At 70.0% G+C, this 22,152-nt stretch carries 13 protein-coding genes; 3 read left to right on the forward strand and 10 right to left on the reverse strand.

Annotation, left to right across the window (positions count from 1 at the left end):
* Positions 1–28: 28 nt before the first annotated feature.
* On the reverse strand, positions 29–1,285 hold the full coding sequence (locus KIH73_RS01695) for an ABC transporter substrate-binding protein (RefSeq protein WP_219079894.1): 1,257 nt from the start codon (positions 1,283–1,285) through the stop codon (positions 29–31).
* A gap of 247 nt (positions 1,286–1,532) precedes the next feature.
* On the opposite strand from KIH73_RS01695, the gene KIH73_RS01700 reads away from it, so the two are divergent.
* Positions 1,533–2,558: a LacI family DNA-binding transcriptional regulator gene (locus KIH73_RS01700; protein WP_219079896.1), complete on the forward strand. Its 1,026-nt coding sequence runs from the start codon at positions 1,533–1,535 to the stop codon at positions 2,556–2,558.
* A 273-nt stretch (positions 2,559–2,831) separates the two neighbouring features.
* Here the strand turns inward: KIH73_RS01700 and KIH73_RS01705 are convergent, their stop codons facing one another.
* Positions 2,832–3,788, reverse strand: coding sequence for a TatD family hydrolase (locus KIH73_RS01705; RefSeq protein WP_219079898.1), 957 nt, complete (start codon positions 3,786–3,788; stop codon positions 2,832–2,834).
* A 90-nt stretch (positions 3,789–3,878) separates the two neighbouring features.
* Positions 3,879–6,296: an alpha-L-arabinofuranosidase C-terminal domain-containing protein gene (locus tag KIH73_RS01710; RefSeq protein WP_219079900.1), complete on the reverse strand. Its 2,418-nt coding sequence runs from the start codon at positions 6,294–6,296 to the stop codon at positions 3,879–3,881.
* Between the two features lie 375 nt (positions 6,297–6,671).
* Here KIH73_RS01710 and KIH73_RS01715 point away from each other — a divergent pair, with 375 nt between their 5' ends.
* Positions 6,672–7,700 (forward strand): LacI family DNA-binding transcriptional regulator, encoded by a 1,029-nt coding sequence (locus KIH73_RS01715; protein WP_219079902.1) that lies wholly within the window; start codon positions 6,672–6,674, stop codon positions 7,698–7,700.
* Between the two features lie 243 nt (positions 7,701–7,943).
* On the forward strand, positions 7,944–9,995 hold the full coding sequence (locus tag KIH73_RS01720) for a glycoside hydrolase family 31 protein (protein WP_219079904.1): 2,052 nt from the start codon (positions 7,944–7,946) through the stop codon (positions 9,993–9,995).
* 276 nt (positions 9,996–10,271) lie between these two features.
* Here the strand turns inward: KIH73_RS01720 and KIH73_RS01725 are convergent, their stop codons facing one another.
* The 7 genes from KIH73_RS01725 to KIH73_RS01755 form a co-directional block, all read right to left on the reverse strand.
* Positions 10,272–11,642 (reverse strand): glycoside hydrolase family 27 protein, encoded by a 1,371-nt coding sequence (locus tag KIH73_RS01725; protein ID WP_219079985.1) that lies wholly within the window; start codon positions 11,640–11,642, stop codon positions 10,272–10,274.
* Positions 11,643–11,916: 274 nt separating this feature from the next.
* Positions 11,917–12,828: an AraC family transcriptional regulator gene (locus KIH73_RS01730; RefSeq protein WP_219079906.1), complete on the reverse strand. Its 912-nt coding sequence runs from the start codon at positions 12,826–12,828 to the stop codon at positions 11,917–11,919.
* A 66-nt stretch (positions 12,829–12,894) separates the two neighbouring features.
* Positions 12,895–15,321 (reverse strand): glycoside hydrolase family 127 protein, encoded by a 2,427-nt coding sequence (locus KIH73_RS10810; protein ID WP_236022505.1) that lies wholly within the window; start codon positions 15,319–15,321, stop codon positions 12,895–12,897.
* A 270-nt stretch (positions 15,322–15,591) separates the two neighbouring features.
* On the reverse strand, positions 15,592–16,389 hold the full coding sequence (locus KIH73_RS01740) for a hypothetical protein (RefSeq protein WP_219079908.1): 798 nt from the start codon (positions 16,387–16,389) through the stop codon (positions 15,592–15,594).
* Positions 16,390–16,584: 195 nt separating this feature from the next.
* Entirely contained in the window at positions 16,585–18,393 is a 1,809-nt protein-coding gene (locus tag KIH73_RS01745; RefSeq protein ID WP_219079910.1) for an ABC transporter ATP-binding protein, read from the reverse strand.
* Positions 18,394–18,409: 16 nt separating this feature from the next.
* Positions 18,410–20,257 carry an ABC transporter ATP-binding protein gene (locus KIH73_RS01750; protein WP_219079912.1) on the reverse strand — a complete coding sequence of 616 codons (1,848 nt, stop codon included), beginning with the start codon at positions 20,255–20,257 and terminating at the stop codon, positions 18,410–18,412.
* Positions 20,258–20,673: 416 nt separating this feature from the next.
* Entirely contained in the window at positions 20,674–21,651 is a 978-nt protein-coding gene (locus tag KIH73_RS01755; RefSeq protein WP_219079914.1) for an aldo/keto reductase family protein, read from the reverse strand.
* Positions 21,652–22,152: the final 501 nt, after the last annotated feature.

A 22,152-nucleotide genomic window follows, 5' to 3' on the forward strand; every position in this document is an offset into this window, starting at 1 on the left:
CCGCGCCCCGGGCCGCGACGGCCGCGCGTCAGGACAGCGAGGCCACCTTCGCGTCCATGTTCTGTCCCCACTGCTCCGGGGTGGTCTGCCCCTGGACCAGCAGCTGGTACTGCGAGGTCGCCTCGGTGTCGATCGCGTCGCTCTGCACGCCGAAGTTCTGGTTCGGCAGATAGTACTTGCCGAGCTTCAGGCCCTCGTCATACACCTTCTGGTAGTGCGGGTCGATCTCCTGCTCGAATCCCTTGACGGTGACGATGTTGCCCGCGTCCGCGGTGATCTGCAGCGCCTCGTCGCTCAGCATGAACTCCAGCCACTTCTTGGCCGCGTCCAGCTTCTTGCCTTCGACCTTGGCGTAGATCGCGTAGCCGGGGCTGTCGGCGCCGGCGCCGTAGCGGGACTCGCCGCCCTCGAACGTCGGAACGAGGTCCATGGCCCAGTCGATGCCCGATTCGTTCAGCTTCGTGAAGTCCCACGCGCCGGTGATGATCATCGCGGCGTTGCCGTTGATGAACTCCTGCAGCGCCTGCTCGCCGCTGACGCCTACGGAGTCGCGGGACTCGACGTCCTCCTCGTACAGGCGCATCCACTGGGTCAGGCAGCCCTGGTACTCCTTCTCGAAGGTGGTGTCGCCGTTGATGATCGCCAGATCGCCTTCCTCGTTGCCTTCGGCGGCGTAATGGCCGCCCATGCACGCCGCCACGAGGTGCGGGGTCTCGTCGAGGTGCTCCTGGAACGGGGTGACGCCCAGCTCGTCCTTGATCTTCTTGCACAGGTCGATGAACTCGTCCCACGTCTCCGGAATCTCGTCGGCGCCGACCTTGGCCAGTATCTCCTTGTTGTAGACGATGCCCGACTCCCACGCCGTGGAGGTCACGCCGTAGACCCTGCCGTCCTTGGACATGTATGCGCGGCTGCCGTCGCCCATCTTCTCCACGAACGGCTCGTCGGTGATGTCCAGGACGAGGTCCTGGGCGACGTGCAGGTCGTTCTTCGCGTTGCCGAAGTAGAACACGTCGGGGGCCTGCCCGCCGGTGATGCGGGTGTTGAGGATCTGCGCCTTGTCGCCGTTCGCCGGGGCGCTGCTCTGGTCGACCTTGATGTCGGGGTACTTCGCCTCGAAGGCCTCGATGTACGGCTTCATCACCTGGTCGTTGTCCCACGTGAACATCGTCAGCGTCGTCTTGCCGTCGTTCTGGGCGGTGTCGCCGCCGCACGCGGCCAGCGGCAACAGCATCGCACCCGCCGCGAGCGCGGCGGCGACCCGAACTGCCTTGTTGAGTTTCATTGCTTCTCCTTTCGTCGCAGACCACACCGCCTGCGTCGTCATGACCCACATGGCCACTGATGTCGAGCCAGGTACCGCTTCGTCCCGGCACGTGATTTGAATCGATTATTTGACACGATTCAAATCACGATGCACCCATTATGCACCCAATGTTGAATCGTGTCAAATCTGCTTGGTATACTGTGTCTTGCAGAGGCGGATCGCCGTCAGCACCGAAGCCTACAACGCGAACGAAGGGGGAAGGCGCATGGTCACCATGAGCGATGTCGCCAAAGCAGCCGGCGTATCGCGCGCCACGGCGTCGTACGCGCTGCGCGGGGACCCGCGCATCGTCCCCGCGACGGCCGCGCGCGTCCGCGAGGCCGCGAAGCGCCTGCACTACACCGCCAATCTCTCGGCACGATCCCTGCGTTCGGGGCGGAACGGCGTCGTCGGCGTCGCGATCTTCGAGCTCGACCGCCCGTACCCGTCCGAGATGAGCGCCGCCATGTCCCGGGAGGCCGAACGGCACGGCCTGCAGGTCATCGTGCAGCAGACGTCGAATTCCAAGGAGAGCGAGATCTCCATCCTGCGCAAGGTCACCAGCCAGCTGTGCGACGGGATGATCTTCAGCCCCAGCAACGTCAGCGACGAGGAGCTGCGGGCGCTGTCCGGCGGCAAGCCGATGGTGCTGCTCGACGACGTGTCGCCGGACCCGGTGTTCGACTCGGTGGACACCCCATGCGTCGAAGGCGCGAAGGCGGCCGTCCGCCACCTCATCGACATCGGCTGCCGCCACATCCTGGTCGTCGGGGCCGACTTCGAGGACCTCGCCGACGACCGCAAATCGGCGAAGGTCTCCAGCCGACGCATGCTGGGCAGCCTCCACGCCCTCGAGGAGGCGGACATGCCCATCGAGCCGGACATGTTCATCCCCCTCGCGCCCTGGGATCCGGAAAGCGCGCGGCGGTGCGCGCACGCCATCGCCGACTCCGGGCGCCCGGTCGACGGCGTCTTCTGCATGACCGACACCATCGCGCTGGGCGTCATCCGAGGACTGGCCGATCGCGGCCTGCGCGTGCCCGACGACATGGCGGTCATCGGCTTTGACGGCATCTCGGAGGGCGCATGCTTCATCCCCTCGCTGTCCACGATCCGCACCGACCTCGACGACCTGGCCCGCAAGGCCATGGGACTGCTGCTCAAACGCATCGACGGCGACGCCGACGGATCCCCCGTGCACATGACCGCCGACTACGAGCTGCTCGCCCGCGAATCCACACGCCGCCGCTGACCGGCGGCCGCCTCGATCGGCCGCCACTCCACCCAACGCACAATGTGTACGTCGGCAAGCGCTGAAATCGGCCATTTCAGGCGCGAATCCCGACTTTTCACAACGCACAATGTGTATGTGGTAAAGCGCTGCCGGACCGCGCCCCGTCCAGCAAGCCCCCCAAGGACCGACGCGCCACCAGACCACGCCGCAATCCCACCTCACAGGGCCCGGCCCGGCCAAGACACCACGCCGCCGACGACCGATCGGCCCCTCAATGGGCCGCCGCGCCCCTCAGACCCCGTACACGGTCCGGGTCACGCGGCGCGTCGCGCGCGCGACCTCGGCCACCGGCAGATCGAACACGTCGGCCAGCGCGGCCAGCGTGTAGGGAATCATGTAGGGCGCGTTGGTGCGCCCACGGTACGGCATCGGCGACAGGTAAGGCGCGTCGGTCTCCACCATGACGTGGTCGAGGCCGACGATGCGCGCGGACTCGCGGATGCCGTCGTTGCCCTTGTAGCTGACCGTGCCGGACATGCTCAGGTACCAGCCGTGCTCGCGGGCGACCCTGGCCATCTCGGCGTCGCCGGAGTAGCTGTGGAACACGGTGAACTCGGGCGCGCCGTCGGCCAGCAGCGTCTCGATGACCTCGCGGTGCGCGTCGCGGTCGTGGATCTGCATCGGCAGCCCCAGCTCCTTGGCGAGCGCGATGTGCCCGCGGAACGCCTCGCGCTGCAGCTCGCGGGCGGCGCCGCCGGTGCGGAAGAAGTCCATGCCGGTCTCGCCGATGGCGACGACCTGCTCCGGGTACGCCACGGCAAGGCGGTGCACCTCGGCGAGCGCGTCCTCGAACGGCACGTCGTGGTGCGGCTTGTACTTGAGCTCCAGCCCGTCCGGGCCGGGCACGCCGCGATGGCCGTGCAGCACCGATTCGTTGGGATGGATGGCGATCGCGGCGTGGACGACGCCGGGGTGGTCGACCGCCATCCGCACGGCGGTCATCAGCTCGGGCAGCTCGCACCCGGAGTCGATGACGCCCTCGACGCCGACCGCGGCGGCCTGGCCGAGCAGCTCGTCGACGTCGTAGACCGGCACCGGCGGCTGCCCCTTGGCCTCGGCCTCGTGGCTCATCGCGCGCGAGAACGGCACGACGGAGGCGACGTGCGTGTGGTTGTCGATGACGTGGGCGTCCTCGGGCAGCGGTTCGGGGGCCGGCGCCCAGCTGCGGTCGCGATGGTGCTTGCTCATGGTTCCCCAGTGTAGCCGGGACGGGGCTCGCGCCGCCCGGGCCCGGCCCGGGGCCCGCGCCGTTTGCCGGATCGCGGGGCGACGCGCGCCTCACACCGCGATGACGGTGAACGACCACGCCGGCGCCTCGTAGACGCCGGCCCCCAGGTCGCAGGGCGTTTCGACCGGGCGCGTCGGCGCCTCCTCGCCGCGGACGCCCGCGTACGGATCGCCGGCGGTCAGCACGCTCGCCGTGGCCGCGGAGCGCGACGCCATCGGGATGTCCAGCGCGGCAAGCACCCGGGACAGGTCCACGGATACGGGGGCGGCCATCGCGTTGACGACGCGCAGGTAGGTCGTGCCGGAGGCCGAGTCGCGGGCCACGGCCACCGCGCGACGCGGCTCGGCCGGGTCCTCCCACCCCGAGACGACCGGCCTGCCGTCGATGTCCAGCGCCATGCCGGCGCCGCGGTCGGACACGGCGACCCGCGCATGCCATGCGGTGCCCGGACGCACCGCGTCCATGGAGACCTCGGTGCCGGCGATGGTCGACCCGCACCCTTCGCGCACCAGCTGCAACTCGAAGCTGCGGCCGAACGAGACGACGTTGTGGTCCGGTCCGTCCACGTCGCCCATATGCACCTGCACGCCCCACATGCCTTCGTGATAGGTCACGGTCATGTCCACCGTGTACGAGTCGGCGTCGAGCGCCAGCCCTGTCGAGACCGGCCCGTTGCCGCGATACGCGATGCCGGGCAGCTCGACCCGCTCGCCGGAGTCGGTGGTGACGACGATGTCCGTGATGTCCGCGCTCGCACCGCCCGTGACGGATAGGCCCACCGTGCGCGGAAGCCTCCGCCGGAACATGACGTCGCCGTCCACGGCGACCGGCCACGCCGTGTCGGCCGTGGCGGCGGCGAACATCCGCTGCACCCAGTAGCTGTAAGTGCGGTAGACCCGTTCGTTGTCGAAGTAGATGAGATCGGGGTCCCAGCTGTTGTGGCCGTTCTTGCACAGCAGCGGCGCGTACGAGGCCATCGTCACCACGTCGCCGTTGGCCTCCATCCGGCCCATGGCCGCGGCCTCGGCCAGGCCGTTGAGCAGATGGACGTCGCGCGAGCCGTATTCGCCCAGGTAGATCCTCGGGCCGCTCCGGTCTGCGTGGTCGTAATGGTCGAGGTTGCGGAACCACCAGCTGGGCGAGCGGTAGGAGTGCTCGTCCACGATCGGCACGTCCAGTTCTCGGGCGATGCGCCATCCCTCGTCGTAGTCGCGGCCGCTCGGGTCGGGGCCGACCGTGCCGACGATCACGATCTCGGGGTGCGCGGCGCGCACCGCGTCGTGAATGCGGCGGAACCGGTCCTCAAAGACGGGGTCGATCCGATCCTCGTTGCCGATGCCGAGGTATTCCAGCCCGAACGGCTCCGGGTGACCCATCCCGGCCCGCCTCGCCGCCCACTCGTTGGTCTCGGGGTCCGCGTTGCAGAAGTCGATCAGCCCCAGCACGGAGTCGATGTAGCCGGGCATGTCCTCGTCGGCGATCGGCACCGGCCCCTGGCTGGTGTTCTGGCAGCTCACCCCGGCGGGCAGCACCGGCAACGGCTTGGCGCCGATCGTCTCGCACAGGCGGAAGTACTCGTAGAAGCCGATGCGGAAGCTCTGGTGGTAGCCCCATACGTTGAAGTCGTGGGGCCGGTGCTCGACGGGGCCGATCGTGCGCTCCCACCGGTACATGTTGTCCAGCCCCAGGCCGTGGGTGATGCAGCCGCCGGGGAACCGCACGAACCGCGGATGCAGCTCGTCGAGCGCGCGGACCAGATCGGGGCGGCAATGCTCCAGCCCCTTGTAGGTGGAGGCCGGCTCGCAGGAGACGAAGTCCACGTCCGCCACGCCCTCGGCCAGGAACATCACCCGCAGCGTGCCCCGCACGGCCAGCGCGGGGCCGTTCCACGGCTCACGCGGCGTCCCGCCCCCGCCGCATCCGCCGTACGCGGCGCAGTCCGCGGCGGATGAGGCCGGAACGGACAGCGTCACCTCGTACCTCGTCCAATCGCGTGAGGACACGGACAGTCCGGCGTCCGCCAGCGGCGCGCCGTCGTCGCCCGCCAGCTCCACGCGCACCGGCATCGCTCCCCCGGACGCCGTGCGCGCCCACATCGAGAACCGGTAGGTCTCCCCCGCGCGGAACACCATGCCGTCGAAGCCGGTGTTCTCCAGGCCGACCGGGCCGCCCGCCACGGAACGGACCTCGATCCGCGCGTGATGGGGGTTCTCCTCCGCCACCGGATCCGCGGCCCGCAGGCCGAACGCGGCGAACGAGCCGGCCGGCACCGGCTTGCGCCAGGCCGTGTAGCCGCTCCAGTCGGGGTGGTCGGCGCGCGAGTACTCGAACGCGCCGTTCTGGACGAGCTCGCACGCCAGGCCGCCGTCGGCGGCCGACGAGATGTCCTCGAAGAAGATGCCCCACAGGTCGGTGCTGATGCGGCGGACGGCGGAGGCGTCCACAGTGGCGGTCAGGGTGTCGGTCATCGGCGCTCCTTTGCGGGGTGAGGGGTCATCATGGTCGACGTCATGGCGCCGCTGCGATACCGGCGCATGAGACAACGTTGTATTCCGATTCAGCGTAGACCGCGGCGCCGCGACACGCTAATCGATTCAATCGCCGCGGCGGACGCCATGCCGCACGCCGCGCCCGGCCGCCCGGGACCGGGGCCCGACCGACCTCGCCGCGGACGCCCGCGTACGGATCGCCGGCGGCCAGCACGCCCGCCGTGGCCGCGGGGCGGCGCGCCCACGCCGCGACGACGGCGGGCCACGCGGCCGACGCGGACGGACCGCCGGGCGGGGCGCGGACCGCGGGGCGGCACGATACCATGGACCCGGGGCCGTTTGAAAGGAGACGCCATGGTCACGCTCGACGATGTCGCCGCACGCGCCGGCGTCTCGCGCATGACCGCGTCGAACGCGCTTCGCGGCAGGACGGTCGTGCGCCCCGAGACGGCCTGCAAGGTCATCGCGGCCGCCAAGGAGCTGGGCTACCACCCCAACATCGCGGCGCGCCAGCTCAGCTCGGGACGCACGCAGGTCATCGGGCTGACCGTCGCCGACTTCGACCTGATCTTCCCCGCCGCCCTGGCCGCGGCCGTCTCCGACCAGGCACAGGCCCTCGGATACCAGGTCATCGTGCAGCAGACGCGGTTCTCGCACGACTTCGAGCGCCGCATGCTGTCCAGCGCCACCAGCCAGATCTGCGACGGCACGATCATCTGCTGGCCCAGCTCCGTCTCGGCGGAGATGGAGAGCTTCGCCCGGACCCACCCGCTGGTGCTGCTGGACGGGTTCGGCCTGGAGGGGCGGTGCGACTGCGTGTTCACCCCCTGCACGGACGGCATGGCGGCGGCGGCGCGGCATCTGATCGGGCACGGCTGCCGCCGGGTGCTGACACTCGGCGGCGGGTACCTGCCGCCGGAGCGCTTCGACGACGCCGGCACCTCCGAGCAGCGCCGCGTCCGCGGGGCGGCCGAGGGGCTGCTGGCGGCGGGTCTGCCGTACCGCGCCGACGACGTCTATCCCTGCGATTGGACGCGCGAGGCCGGGTACCGCCGCATGCGGGCCATCCTCGACGAGCGCCGCGACTTCGACGGCGTCTGCTGCCTCAACGACCCGATCGCCATCGGCGCGCTCAAGGCGCTGGCCGAAGCCGGCGTCCGCGTGCCGCAGGACGTGGCGGTCACTGGGTTCGACGGCGTGGAGGACGGCCAGTACCTCACGCCCGGCCTGACCAGCGTGGCCATCGACCCGCAGGAGGCCGCCCGGGTGTGCCTGGAGCTGCTCATGGCGCGCATCGAACGGGACGCCGGCCGCCCCCCGGCGCCGCGGACAGTCGATCTCGGATACCGCCTCGCCTCCCGGGGCAGCGGCGAACGGACCTGACCCCAGGCCCCGCCGGGCGCGCCGGACCCTTCGCCCGAACGCCGCGGCGCCCGGCGGAACGGCGCCGCGGCATGACCCACCCACAACGCCCCACCGGTTGGCGGCACGGAATTTTAGCGCTACAATTCTTGTGACGACGCGGCATGCCCGCCTGTCGACGGGGCCGCCTCAGCCAAGCGCCCGCGGACAGGCCCGCGGGCACGCCCGCGAGCGCATTCCGCACAAGCCAGCAAAGGAGCTTCCATGACCATCACCTCACCGTTCACCGCCGCCGACTGCGCCCTGACCTGGGTGGGCGACGGCGAGTCCGTCCGCATCGAGCCATGGGGCGCGAACAGCGTCCGCGTCCGGGCCCGATTCATGCAGCCGATCGCCGACGCCGACTGGGCGCTGCTGCCGCCGCCGGCCGACGCGCCCGCGCCGGCCATCGTCATCGCCGAGGACGGCAGCGAAGCGTCCCTGACCAACGGCGGCGTCACCGTGACCGCGCGCATGCCCCGCTGGGACGGCCGGTGCGAGCTGACCTTCACCGACGCCGACGGCAACGTGCTGCTCAAGGAGGCCGACGACGGCGGCGCGCTGCGGCTCAAGGCCCGCAGGTACGAGCCGCTGCCCGGCGGCGGCGCCCGCACCACCGTCACGTTCGACGCCGACCCGCACGAGCACCTGTACGGCATGGGCGAGTATCAGCAGCCCGTCATGGACCTCAAGGGTGCGTCGCTGGAGCTGGCGCACCGCAACTCCCAGGTCTCGGTGCCGTTCGTCGTCTCCTCGAAGGGATACGGGTTCCTGTGGCACAACCCGGCGGTCGGCCGCGCCACGTTCGCCAAGACCGGCACGCAGTGGCAGGCCGCGGCCTGCGACCAGATCGACTACTGGGTCACCGCGGCAGACACGCCCGCGCGGATCATGGCCCAGTACGCCGACGCCACCGGCCACGCGCCGGTCATGCCCGAATGGGGCCTGGGGTTCTGGCAGTGCAAGCTGCGCTACTGGAACCAGGAGCAGCTGCTCGAGACCGCGCGCGAGTTCAAGCGCCGCGGCATCCCGCTCGACCTGATCGTCGTCGACTTCTTCCACTGGCCGCTGATGGGCGACTTCCGCTTCGACGAGGAGTTCTGGCCCGACCCGAAGGCCATGGCCGACGAGCTGCACGAGATGGGCGTCAGGCTCATGGTGTCGGTCTGGCCGCAGATCGACCTGGAATCCGAGAACTACGACGAGATGCGCGCCCACAACTATCTGGCGCACGCGGCCAGCGGCAAGGACGTGGGCATGTGGTGGCCGCGCGACAACCAGTTCCTCGACGCGACGAACCCCGAGGCGCGCGCCTTCGTGTGGGGCCTGGCCAAGCGCAACTACGCCGACCTGGGCGTCGACGCGTTCTGGCTGGACGAGGCCGAGCCCGAATGGGGCGGCGACTACGACCACGACCACTACCTGTTCCACATCGGCCCGGCGAACAAGGTCGGCAACGTGTACCCGCAGCTGTACAACAGGACGTTCTACGACGGGCAGCTGGAGATCGGGCGCGAGAACGGGATCGTGAACCTGACGCGCGCCGCCTGGGCCGGCTCGCAGCGCTACGGCTCGCTGGTCTGGTCGGGCGACGTGCACTCCACCTTCGACGACCTCAAGGCGCAGATCACCTGCCAGGTGCACATGGGCATGGCCGGCATCCCGTGGTTCACCACCGACATGGGCGGCTTCGCCGGCGGCGACCCCGACGACCCCGCGTTCCGCGAGCTGTACGTCCGCTGGTGCCAGTTCTCCTGCTTCTCCCCCGTGATGCGCAACCACGGCGACCGCCTGCCCGCCACGCGCGTCGTCGGCGAGCCGACGTTCGACCGCCGCGGCAACCCGATCGACCACATCCACACCGGCGCGGACAACGAGCCGTGGAGCTACGGGCCCGACGTCGAACGGATCGCGCGCAAGTACATCGCGGCGAGGGAGGCCATGCGCCCATATACGCGCGAGCTGTTCGCGCAGGCGCACGAATCGGGGCAGCCGATCGCGCGCGGCCTGTTCTACGAGTTCCCCGACGATGCGGCCGCCGCCGACATCGCCGACGAATACCTGTTCGGCCCCGACCTGCTCGTCGCGCCGGTCACCGAACCGGGCGCCCGCTCACGCGACGTGTACTTGCCCGGCGACGGATCCACGACATGGACGGACCTGCACTCCGGCGAACGACTGAGCGGCGGGCGGACCGTCACCGTCGACGCGCCGCTCGACGTGGTGCCCGTCTTCGCCCGGAACGGCGCCGACCACGGACTCGGCGGCCTGATCTAGCGGAACCCGCCCCGCATGTCCCGCGGGCGCCTGCGACGGGGCGCCTACGGGACGTGCCCGGACCGTCCCGGACGCCCCGGACCGCCCCGGCCGGCCGCCGGGCGCGCGGGCGCAATCCGAGGGAGCCCCGCGGCCGGGGACGACAGGGCCGGGCGCGCCATGGTCGGATTCCCGACCGCGGCGCGCCCGGCCCATCCCGGCCCCCGGACATCCCGGACGCCCGTCATGCGGTCCGCGGCCGGCCCGCGTGCGGGACCGCCGCCAACCGTCCGCGCGTCACCTGGGGTCGAGGGCGATCCACAGCACGCCGTGCGGCGGGATCGTGCCGCGGATGACGCGGTCGGCGCTCTCGCCCTCCAGCCTCACGTCGGCCGGGGTCGCGCCGTCGGCCACGCCGGCGAACAGATCGGCCACGCTCCACGGCTCCTCGCGCCGGTCGAGCCCGACGATCGACTGCAGCTCGATGGTGCGGCCGAGCTCGTAGGGGTCGTCGCCGGTCCAGAACAGCGCGGCGTACCGGCCGCCGGGATGCGCGGAGGGCGTGCCGTCGGCCCAGTCGGCGGCGTCGGCGGCCCAGACGATGAGCTCCCCGCGGAACGACGATTCATCCCCCCAGTCGGCGAAGATGCGCTCGCGCACGGTCTCGTGGTTGCCGCGCGAGCCGGCGGTCACCTCGCGCAGGGCGGGGGCGGCCAGCAGGGCGATGGTCTCGGGCGTCGAGGTCGGCAGGTCGCCGCCGACCATCAGCGGGCTGCGGCCCATGCACCACAGCGCGGTCAGCGAGCGCCGCTCGTCCGGGGTCAGCCGGCAGTCGCGGTCGTCGCCGCGCTCGGCGCGCAGGCCGATGTGCCCGAACGGCAGCATGTCGGCGTCGGCCCAGTGCCCGGTCCGCTGGAACGGGGCCCAGCGGGCGAGCCGGGCGAACTGCTGGACGACGTCCTCCCAGCGGTCCCACAGGTCGTCGGAGATGCGCCACATCTCGGCGTTGCCGCGCAGGAAGTCGACGTATCCGGTCGACAGCCAGCCGCCCGGCGACAGCGACAGCGTGATCGGCCGGCCGTGCGCGGCCTCGGCCTTCGCGATGGCGCGATGGTAGGCGGCGATCTCGTCTACGTGGAACGGCGTCTGCATATCGTCCACCTTGAGGAAGTCCAGCCCCCACGCGGCGAACTGGTCGACCTGCGCGTCGTACCAGGCCTGCGCGCCCGGATGGGACTGGTCCAGCCCGTAGTTGTCGGGGTTCCAGACGCACACGTGGTCGAGGTCGGCCACGTCGCGCGCGGTGTACGGGGTGCCCTTGACCGGCAGGTCGCGCTCGACGGCCAGGCGCGGGATGCCGCGCATCATGTGCACGCCGAGCTTGAGGCCGAGCGCGTGCACCTGCTCGGCGAGCGGCCCGAAACCGCGCCCGCCGGCGGCGCTGGGGAAGCGCGCCGGGTCGGGCAGCTGCCGGCCGTAGCCGTCGAGGATCAGCGGGGCGTCGGCGTTGTAGCCGTGGGCGCGGGCGGTCGGGTCGTACCAGTCGATGTCGATGACGATGGTGTCCCAGCCGGCGGCCCTGAGATGCTCGGCCATGAACCGCGCGTTGGCCAGCACCTCGTCCTCGGTGACGGTCGTGCCGTAGGAGTCCCACGAGTTCCAGCCCATCGGCGGACGCCATGCCTTGAGGGGCGCCGGAGCGGCGGCGCCACCGGTCACGCCGGTCGCCCCGTCCATCCCGGTCGTTGCGGTCACGCCGACTGCCTCGGTCGTTGCGGTCGAATCGGTCATCATCATCCTTTCCTGTAAGTTGCCGCCGCGGATCGACGCGGACGGACGCTTGTTGCGCCGCGGACGAACGGGGCGCCGGCCAGGGCGGCCCGCCCGCCGGGCGGCCCGACGGGCCGTTCCACGGGCGCCCGCCGCCCCGCCCCGTTCGCGGTCACTCGGAGTTGAACAGCCGGGCGGGGAACGCGTCGCGGTACCGCCCCGGGGTCAGGCCGGTGCGGTGCTTGAACACCCGCATGAAGTATTTCGGATCGTCGTACCCGACCTCCCGCGCGATGTCCGCGACGGGGCTGGTGGTGGACGACAGCAGCTCGCGCGCCCGGTCGATCCGGCATTCGGCCACCTGCTCGGCGATGCCGACGCCGAACACCCGCTTGTACAGCGCGGTCAGGTAGCTCGGCGAGTAATGGAAGCGCCGCGCGACCTTGGCGACCGTGATGTCCTCGCAGGCGTTCGCGCGGATCCACGAGCGCACCGACCGCATCATGCCCAACCCGGGGTCCGCGGCCGCCCCCGTGGCGCCGGCGCGCTCCTGCGCGGAGACCTCCAGCAGCAGGCTGGTAGCGAAGTAGTCGCAGTAGGCGTTCGAATGCGGGCCGTGCTCGGCGTACATGTCGAACAGCTGCGAGAACATCACCGACAGCCGGTCGCCGTCGGCCGCGTCGGCCAGCTCGGGCAGCAGCAGGCAGCGCTCGTCCTGCGGCGGCGCGTCGCCCGGGCCGAGCGTCTGCGGGCGGACGGCGCCGGGGTCGTCGCGCCGGTTGCGGGGCCGCCCCGCGGACGGACCGGACCGCGGCATGCGGAAGTGCATCCAGAAGAACTCCAGGTCGGCGGTGATCGTCTCGGTGCCGGCGTGCTCGACGCCGAGCGGCAGCAGCGCGAGCTGGCGGGCCGCGACGTGCATGCGGCGCTCGCCCACGCGGATCGGCAGCACGCCGCGCCGGACGAACACCAGCTCGTGCGAGTCGAGCGTGCGGCGCATATGCCGCCACCCCGGTCCGGACACGAACTGTCCGACCGAAAGAAAGTCCACCGGGCCTTCGAGGCGCCCCATCGACACCGTCATACCGTCACCGTAGCAGACGCCCCTCGGGGGCGGCCGGGCGCGCGTCGCATGCGCGCGCGACGGCGATCACACGCGCAGCCATACGGCCATCTCGTTCTCCCCGCGGTTCGCCCAGGCGAAGTACGGGATCAGCGTCACCGGCGTCGCCATGCGACGGACCGGCCGCCACGGGCGGTACAGGCCCGCGGCCGTGGGGGACGATGCGGGCGACGGGGGCGCTCCGGCCGCCGGGTCCCCGGCCGTGCCGGGATCGTCGGCGACCTCGCGCCATCCGGGGACGGTCAGCGTCACCATCGGGCGGTCCACGGCGTCGACCTCGCCGAGACCGGACTCGTCCATTCCTCGCGCCCCGGCATGGAACGTAATATCGTCCACCTGCACCGATTCGGGGTGCGCGGCGACGGTCTCGGCGTCGACGTGCAGCAGGTGCAGGTCGGGGCCGTTGTCGACGCCCTCGGCGCAGAACGCGATCGGGCCGCGCATGAACGCCACCTTGCCGGCGTCCTCGCGCACGTGGGGATCGGCGGCCAGCATGCGCACCGGCATCGGGAAGTCGAACGCCACGGCGTCGCCGTCGTGCCACACGCCGGTCAGGTACACGTAGCCGTCACTCACCTCGTGCGCGATGCGCGGGGTGGACGAATCGTCGGCGTACTGCACGGCGACGGCGTCGGCCGCGGCCTCGCCGCCCGCCCAGGCGGGCAGTCGGAACGCCAGCGTCGCAGCGACGCCGAGGCGGTCATGGTCGCCGCCGACGGAACCGTTGCCATCACCGGAACCGCTGCCCTCGCCGCCCCGGCTGCCGCCCGTGCAATCGGCATGATCGCCGCATGCGCCGAGCCGGATCCCGGACGGCTTATCGCAACCGTCGCGGTCATCGGCATGACCGCCGACACCGGCACCAGCGGAACTGCTTACGACGCCGGCGGCACCATCAGCGATCCGCACGACCGCCCGGCCGTCGCCGCGCCACGGCATGCCCGCCGTCATCTCCAGCGTCAGGCTGCGGCCGGCATCCGCACCGAGGTCGACCGTTGCGGTGCCGCCGATGTACAGATGGGTGTATAGGGTGGACGAATCGTCGTCCACCGTATAGGCGTACTGCTGGATCGATTCGATGATGCGCGCGATGTTCGGCGGGCAGCAGGCACAGCCGAACCACTTCTGCCGCACCGGTTTCACGTGGAACTTGCGTTCGTCCTGATGGCAGGCCTTCGGGTCCACCTCAAGCGGGTTGACGTAGAAGAAGCTCTTGCCGTCGAGCGCCATGCCAGCGAGCGTGGTGTTGTACAGCGCCAGCTCCATCACGTCCGCGTACTCGCCCACCGGTTCGATCTCCAGCATGCGGCGCGCGAAGAACGCGAGCGCGATCGCCGCGCAGGTCTCGGAATACGCGGTGTCGTTCGGCAGGTCGTAGTCGAAGGAGAACGCCTCGCCGATGTGCGTGCCGCCCACGCCGCCGGTCACATAGAGCTTGCGGTCGACGATGCTGCGCCACAGCCGGCGGCATGCGGCCAGCAGGTCGGCGTCCCCGGTCAGGCGCGCGACGTCGGCGACGCCGGAGTAGAAGTAGCAGGCGCGCACGGCGTGGCCGACGGCCTCGTCCTGCTCCGTCACCGGCTCGTGCGCCTGATAGTAGGCGTACGGCTTGGGCAGGTTGGTGTTCGGCACGAACGGCGTGCCGTCGTGTTCGGCGCGGGCGTGGTCCTCCTGCTCGAAGTACAGCGGCGATTGGCCGCGCTCGGTGACGAAGTACCGCGCAAGGTGGAGATATCGTTGCTCGCCGGTGGTCTCATACAGACGGACCAGCGCCATCTCGGCGATCTCGTGCCCCGGGTAGCCGCGCAGCTTGCCCGGTTCGCGGCCGAACACCGAGTCGACGTAGTCGGCGAAGCGGCAGGCGGCCCCGAGCAGGCGGTCCTTGCCGGTGCCCTGGTAGTACGCCACCGCGCCCTCGATCAGGTGCCCGAGGCAGTACAGCTCGTGGTGGTCCTTGAGATAGGTGAAGTGGCGGTCCATGCCGTTGAGGATGTAGTACGTGTCCAGGTAGCCGTTGTCGAGCTGCGCCGCGCAGACGATCTCGATGGCCGCGTCGGCGGTCGCCTCGAGCTCGGAGTCCGGGTGCCGCGCCAGGCTGTAGCCCACCGCCTCGACCCACTTGGAGAAGTCGGTGTCCTGGAACACGAAGCCGTAGAACGTGTCGGGGTCGGGGCGCGACGGGTCCTCGGGCAGCGCCTCGAAGCCGCGGAACGTGTAGGTCGGCGGCACGAAGGCCCTGCCCTCGCGGGCCTTGGCGGCGTTCTGCCGGGCGGCGGCCCTGAAGTTGTGCATGCAGTAGCTCGGGGCGGCGCCGGGCACGGCGTCGTTCAGCGCGTCCCACTGGTACGGGATGACGGCCGTGCGCACCAGCTCCTGCTGGGTGCGCCAGAACTCGTCGGTGACGCCGACCCGACGGATGTCGAGCGGATGGCTGTGTCGTGCCGGTTCGCCCATGGTGTCCTCCTCAACGATGACTGCGGCGGATGCCGAATACACGCACCACGGTATCGGCGACACGGCACGCCACGAGGTGGACAAATCGTTGATGAAGTGGATTCCCCCGTCGGGTCGTCCGCGGGAACGGACGCTGTATGAGACGGAAGTGCCATCGCGGACTCCTCATGTGCGGCCGGACAACGAGGTGGACAAATCGACTCCGCCCCCGGTCGACGCCACGCAACGCCGCATCCGCCGCCGGCACCGCGTCGCGGGACCGGCCACGCGTCAGGAGAAATCGAGGTAGTCGACGAACGCCTGCGGATACTCGACGCCGGTTTCGGACACGTTCGAGAACCCGAGGATCATGCCGTCGGGCAGCCCGTCGACCGACGCCCACGCCTGCGAGCGCGACAGGTCCAGCCCTTTGTCGGTCATGCCGGTCCCCTGCGCGTCGCTGGAATCGGCCTCCACCGTCACGCCGGCCTCGTCCAGCTCCGACAGCTGCGCATCGGTGAGCACGTCCGCCAGCGGCGAGACCATGCCGGCCGCGCTCAGCTGCGCGAACGTCTCCTCGTCGGTGATGATCGCGTTGAGCGTGCCGGCGGACGCCATCGTCAGCAGGCGGGCGCTGCTGTCATAGGTGCCGCCGTTGTACCCGCTCGCGGTGATCGTGAACGCGCCGTCGTAGGTGACCAGCTCGCCGTCCAGCCCGCTGCTCGCGGCGAAGCCCTCGTCCAGACGCTCCATCGGCTCGCTGATGTCGGAGGGCACGTTGACGCCGGCGATGTACAGCAGCGGATCGGGGTCGCGGGTCAGGTTCTCGACGACGAACATCACGACCAACGCGATGGCCACGATGACGGCGACGACCCCGAGCAGGAAGTGCTGCGCGAAGAACGGCCACTTGTCCTTCATCGGCAGCTCGCGGAACGTGCGCCATTTCGACTGCTTCGCGTAGGTGTTCTCGCTCGCCAGATCGGCGATCGCCCGCCGCTGCTCCTCGGTGAAGACGAGTCCCTCGCGCGAGCCGGCGTCCGATGCCCCCGCCGCGCCGTTCACGTCATCGTCGTCGCGTTCCGCCACCGCGTCACCTCCGTTTCCGAACGCGGCCCGGCCGGCCGCATCTGCGGCATAGTCTACACCGCCCCGCTCCGACCGTCGGATCACCGTGCGGCGGCGCCAAGACGGCAACGGGCCGGAGGCGACGCCTGTGCCTCCGGCCCGTCCGCCGGCCGACCGGCCGGCCGCCGCCCACCGCGGGCGACCGCCGGCCGCCCGCTACTCGTCGATCGCGCCGTGCGCGGCCCGGATCATCGCGTACTGCGACTCGTAAAGCCGGTAGTACGCGCCCTTGGCCGCCAGCAGCTCCTCGTGCGTGCCGTGCTCGACGATCTGCCCGTGGTCGATGTAGAAGATCTCGCCCGCGTTCTCGATCGTCGACAGGCGGTGCGCGATGATGAAGCTCGTGCGGCCGACCAGCAGGTGGTTCAGGCCGGCCTGCAGCGCCTCCTCGGTGCGGGTGTCGATGTTCGACGTGGCCTCGTCGAGGATCAGGATGCGCGGGTCGGCGAGCAGCACGCGCGCGAACGCGATGAGCTGGCGCTGCCCGGCGGACAGCGTCGAGCCGCGCTCCTCGACCACCGTGTCGTAGCCGTCGGGCAGGTCCATGATGAACTCGTGGGCGTGCACGGCCTTCGCCGCCGCCTCGATCTGCTCATCGGTGGCGTCGAGCCGGCCGTAGCGGATGTTCTCGCGCACGTCGCCGGAGAAGATGAACGTGTCCTGCAGCATCACGCCCATCTGCCGGCGCAGCGAGGCGAGCGTCACGTCGCGCACGTCGTGCCCGTCGATGCGCACCGCGCCCTCCGACACGTCGTAGAAGCGCGACAGCAGGCTGACGATCGTCGTCTTGCCGGCGCCGGTCGGGCCGACGAGCGCGACGGTGCGGCCGGGCTCGACGTGGAAGTCCACCAGGTTGAGGATGTTGCGGCCGCCCTCCTCGTAGCGGAACACCACGTCGTCGAAGTCGACGCGCCCGGCGATCTGCGGCAGGTCGGCGGCGTCGGGCCGGTCGGCGATCTCGGGCACCACGTCGAGCGTCTCGAAGATGCGCTCGAGGTACGCCGAGCAGGTGATGAGCTGGTTGTAGAAGTTGCCGATGTTGATGACCGGGTTCCAGAAGTTGTTCGCGTAGCCGACGAACGCGATGAGCACGCCGGTGGTCACGTCCACGCCGCCGACGCCCATCACGCCCACGTAGTAGATCAGCGAGATCGTCATCACGGAGATGGTCTGCACGCCCGGCCACATCAGGAACTGGATGTGCACGGCGTGCATCCAGGCCGTGCGCTGGTCGGCGTACTGCTCCTGGAAGGTGCGGTACTGCGCCCGCTCGCGCGCGAAGGTCTGCGTGGTCTTCACGCCGGCGATCGACTCGTGGATGTAGGCGTTGAGGTTGCTCTGCTTGTTCGACAGCTTCTGGTAGGCGCGGCGCTGGAAGTACTGCAGCACGCGCACCCAGACGACCAGCACCGGGAACAGCACGAGGCTGAACAGCGCGAGCCGCCAGTCGATGACGAACATCACGACCAGCGTGATCGCGAACGTGAACACGTCGGAGATCACGTTGATCAGGCCCGACGAGAGCGTGTCGGACAGCGTGTTGACGTAGTTGACCACGCGGATCAGGATCTTGCCATGCGGCCGCGAGTCGAAGTAGCTGAACGGCAGCGTCTGGATGTGCGTGAAGATGTCGCGGCGCATGTCCTTGAGCATGAGCTGGCCGACGCGCGTGATCGCCACCGTGCGGTACCGCAGGCACAGCTCGTAGGCGACGATGGCGACGACGAACACGGCGGCGAGCGCGAGCAGCCCCTGCATGTCGCCGGACGGGATGATCTGGTCGATCATGATCTTGGTCAGGTACGGCACGGCGACCGCGATGCAGCTCATGAGGATCACGACGGCGAGGATGCGCACGACCTCGGCCCTGTACGGCTTGAGGTACTTGCCGATGCGCAGGATGTCATGCAGGTTGATCTGCTCCTCGAGCTCCTCGTCCTCGCGGTAGGTGTTGCGTTGTGCCATGGTGCGTCCTGCTTCCTTACTCGTCGAATCCCTGGATGAGCCCGGACTGCATGCCGAGCTGTTTGCGGTAGATCTCCCAGTACCGGCCGTGCGCCCTGACCAGGCCGGCGTGGTCGCCGCGCTCGACGATCCGTCCGTGCTCGAGCACGAGGATCAGGTCGGCGTCCTTGACCGAGGAGATGCGGTGGGCGATCGTGATGATCGTCTTCGTCCCGCCCATCTCGCGCAGGTGCCGCTGGATCTCGGCCTCGGTCTCCATGTCGACGGCGCTGGTGGTGTCGTCCATGATGAGGATGGCCGGGTCGTCGGCGAGCGCGCGGGCCAGCGACAGGCGCTGCTTCTGCCCGCCGGACAGGCCGACGCCGCGTTCGCCGACCACGGTGTCGTAGCCGTCGGGCATCGAGCGGATGAAGCCGTCGGCGCCGGCGATCGCGGCCATGCGGCGGATGTAGCCCTCGTCGCGGTCGCCGCCCGCGCCGAACGCGATGTTGCCGCCGATCGTGTCGGAGAACAGGAAGGTGTCCTGCGCGACGACGCACACCTGCGAGCGCAGCGTGGCGAGCGGCCAGTCGCGCGCGTCGATGCCGTCGATGACGACGTGGCCGACGGTCGGGTCGTAGAAGCGCGAGATGAGGTTGACCAGCGTGGACTTGCCGGAGCCGGTCTCGCCCAGGATGCCCAGCTTGGCGCCGGCCGGGATCGCGAAGTCGATGTCGCGCAGGATCGGGGTGTCCGGGTCGTCGGGGAAGGCGAAGCTGACGTGGTCGAAGCGGATCTCGCCGCTGATGCGGTCGGGGGCGGCGGCGTGGCGCTGTCCGACCTGGCTCTGGATCGAGACGGCCTGCTTGACGGACTCCTGCGCGTCGGGCTTCTCGACGATGCGCGACTTGGCGGTCAGCAGGCGGCGGATCTTGACGCAGCTGGCGTTGAAGCGCTGCAGGTCGTTGAGCAGCCAGCCGAACTGGCGCACCGGGCCGTCGATCATCCACAGGAAGCTGTTGAAGCTCACCAGGTTGCCGATCGTCATGTAGCCGTTGATGACCAGCCAGCCGCCGAAGACGAGCGTGATCAGCTGCAGCGAGTACGAGCAGCCGTCGAGCCACGGCAGATAGCGGCGGGAGTTGTAGGCCTGGGCCATGTTCTTGTCCATGTAGTCGGCGTTGCGCTCGTCGAACTTCTCGGTCTCGTACCCCTCGCGCACGAACGCCTTGACGACGCGGTTGCCCTCGATGTTCTCCTCGACCATCGAGTTGAGCGCGGCCAGCGAGTTGCGGATGTCGAAGAACAGCGGGCGGGCGTGGTTCGACAGCTGCCGGGCGAAGAACCAGATGAACGGCGTCATGCAGGCCAGGGCGAGCGCCAGGCGCCAGTCGATGGCGAACATCACGGCGATCGCGCCGACGAACATGACGATGCAGTCGAGGATGTTGTAGGTGGCCCACGACAGGAAGTGGCGCATCGCGTCGGTGTCGGAGGTCATGCGGCTCATGATGTCGCCGACGCGCGTGTGGTTGAAGTACGTGAAGTCCAGCTGGTGCAGCTTCTCGTACTCGTCGGAGACGAGGCGGAAGATCGTGTTCTGGCCGAAGCGTTCCATGAACATCTGGTAGCCGTAGCGCGAGCCGACGCGCACGAGCGTGAACACGATCATGATCAGGCACAGCCGCACGAGCAGGTCGGCGCGGCCGCCGGTGATGACCTGGTCGACGATCACGCCGGTGATCAGCGGGATGATCAGCGCCATCGTGTCGTTGACGATGAACAGCAGCACCGCGCCGACGACGCGCGGCAGGTCGGGCTTGCAATACGGCAGGATCCAGCGGAAGTTGCCGGCATTCTGGTTGCGGTTCGGATCGACATACATGGTTGGGAACCCTCATGTTCCTGGGTTGGTCGATCCCGGGGCGCGCCAGCCGGGCATACGGACGCCCGCGCCGCGGCACGGCACGGATACGACGACGGCTCGCCACCCTGGGATTGTTTGCTTGTGTTGGGTTTCGGTTGTTCTGTTTTGCGGCCATGGCGCGGCCGCTACGATTCACGTCCGTCGTGTTTCGAGTAGTCCCGTCGCCGGCTTCCTCCCCGGCCGAACCCCCTGTTCGGATTCGCAAACGCGGTTCATTCTAGACCGACCGGCGCAGGCCGCAACCCCGCTACGTGTCGGCGTGTTGCCCCGCGGCGGCGGGACGGCAAGACGACGGCGGCGACGGCGGCCGGGCGAACGCGTCGCCTCATCCCAGGCAGAGGCGAGGCGCCCGTCCGGTCCGCCGCGGCCGGCCGTCAGCCGACGTGGCGCTCGAAGCGGCGGAAGCCCAGGATCCGGTCGATCTCGGCGAGCGCATCGGCCGGCAGCACCACGCCGGACGCGGCGAGGTTCGACTCCAGCTGGCTCGGTCGGGACGCGCCGACGATCACCGAGCTGACGGAGGGCAGGCGCAGGATCCAGGCGAGCGCCATCACCGGCATCGGCAGGCCGAGCCCGTCGGCCACGGCGAGCAGCGCCTCCACCTTGTCGAGGTTCTCGTCGGTCAGCAGGTCGTTGATCTGGTGGTCCGACTGCCAGGTCGCGCGCGAGCCGGCGGGCAGCGGCCGGCCCTTGCGGTACTTGCCGGTCAGCAGGCCCTGCGCCAGCGGCGAGAACGGCGTGATGCCGATGCCGTAGCGCTCGCACGTCTCGACGATCTCATGCTCGATGTAGCGGTCCATCATGTGGTACTGCGGCTGGACGACGCTCAGCGGGTGCAGGCCGCGCTCGGCGATGATGCGTTCGGCGCGCTCGAGACGCGCGGCGCTCCACTCCTCGGAGACGCCGTAGTACAGGATCTTGCCCTGGTCGACCAGGTCGCTGAGCGCCTGCAGCGTCTCCTCCATCGGGGTGGACGGGTCGAAGCGGTGGCAGTAGTACAGGTCGATGTAGTCCATGCCGAGGTTGCGCAGGCTGCGCTCGCAGTTGGCGAGGATGTGCTTGCGCGACAGGCCGTGCTGGTTGGCGCCGGGGCCGGTCGGGAAGAACACCTTGCTGGAGACGACGACCTCGTCGCGCGGGTAGTCCTTGAGCGCGCGGCCGAGGAAGACCTCGGCGTCGCCGCCCGAGTAGGCGTCGGCGCAGTCGAAGAAGTTGACGCCGGACTCCCACGCCGCGCGGACGATCGCCGCGGCGTTCTCGACGGCCGCCGTGTCCTCCAGGCGGGTCATCCAGCTGCCCAGGGCGATTTCGCCGACGGAGATGCCGGCCTTGCCGACGTTGCGGTACTGCATGATTGCTGGTCCCTTTCGGTTGGGGTGGTGGTCGGGTGACGGCCGGGTGGTGGCCGGGGCGGTCGGGTGATGGTTGGATGGCGGTCGGGTGGCGCCCGCGGCGAATCTCGCCCGTCGCCAGGGTCTCCGGCCGACGTCGCATTCGTCGGCCCTGACGCGCACCTCCCTATAGTACATCGTTTACCCTCAGTTCGGGGACGACGGGGTTTCGCCGGCCGGCCCGAGCGGGTCCCGACACGCCGAAGGCGGTCGCAGAGGTCGCAGATACTGCGCGGGGAATGGCGGAATGGCGCGATTCCCGCAAGGTATCCCCCAAACCCCGCGACCACCTTCGGCGTGTCGCGCCTCGCGCCCTCCTGCCCCATCGCACCTCGCCCCGGCACACCCACACAGCGCATTTCTCCATGCACCGCCACCTTCCCATGCACCGCCGCCTTCCCATGCACCGCCGCCTTCCCATGCACCGCCACCTTCCCACACACCGCCGCACCTCCCCGCACC

This window comes from Bifidobacterium phasiani (assembly GCF_019331775.1).
Classification (GTDB): Bacteria; Actinomycetota; Actinomycetes; order Actinomycetales; family Bifidobacteriaceae; genus Bifidobacterium; species Bifidobacterium phasiani.

Bases quoted from the DNA above. Each gene is read 5' to 3' on its own strand.
- KIH73_RS01695 (WP_219079894.1), bottom strand. From the start codon at position 1,285: ATGAAACTCAACAAGGCAGTTCGGGTCGCCGCCGCGCTCGCGGCGGGT.
- KIH73_RS01700 (WP_219079896.1), top strand. From the start codon at position 1,533: ATGGTCACCATGAGCGATGTCGCCAAAGCAGCCGGCGTATCGCGCGCC.
- KIH73_RS01705 (WP_219079898.1), bottom strand. From the start codon at position 3,788: ATGAGCAAGCACCATCGCGACCGCAGCTGGGCGCCGGCCCCCGAACCG.
- KIH73_RS01710 (WP_219079900.1), bottom strand. From the start codon at position 6,296: ATGACCGACACCCTGACCGCCACTGTGGACGCCTCCGCCGTCCGCCGC.
- KIH73_RS01715 (WP_219079902.1), top strand. From the start codon at position 6,672: ATGGTCACGCTCGACGATGTCGCCGCACGCGCCGGCGTCTCGCGCATG.
- KIH73_RS01720 (WP_219079904.1), top strand. From the start codon at position 7,944: ATGACCATCACCTCACCGTTCACCGCCGCCGACTGCGCCCTGACCTGG.
- KIH73_RS01725 (WP_219079985.1), bottom strand. From the start codon at position 11,642: ATGGGCTGGAACTCGTGGGACTCCTACGGCACGACCGTCACCGAGGAC.
- KIH73_RS01730 (WP_219079906.1), bottom strand. From the start codon at position 12,828: ATGACGGTGTCGATGGGGCGCCTCGAAGGCCCGGTGGACTTTCTTTCG.
- KIH73_RS10810 (WP_236022505.1), bottom strand. From the start codon at position 15,321: ATGGGCGAACCGGCACGACACAGCCATCCGCTCGACATCCGTCGGGTC.
- KIH73_RS01745 (WP_219079910.1), bottom strand. From the start codon at position 18,393: ATGGCACAACGCAACACCTACCGCGAGGACGAGGAGCTCGAGGAGCAG.
- KIH73_RS01750 (WP_219079912.1), bottom strand. From the start codon at position 20,257: ATGTATGTCGATCCGAACCGCAACCAGAATGCCGGCAACTTCCGCTGG.
- KIH73_RS01755 (WP_219079914.1), bottom strand. From the start codon at position 21,651: ATGCAGTACCGCAACGTCGGCAAGGCCGGCATCTCCGTCGGCGAAATC.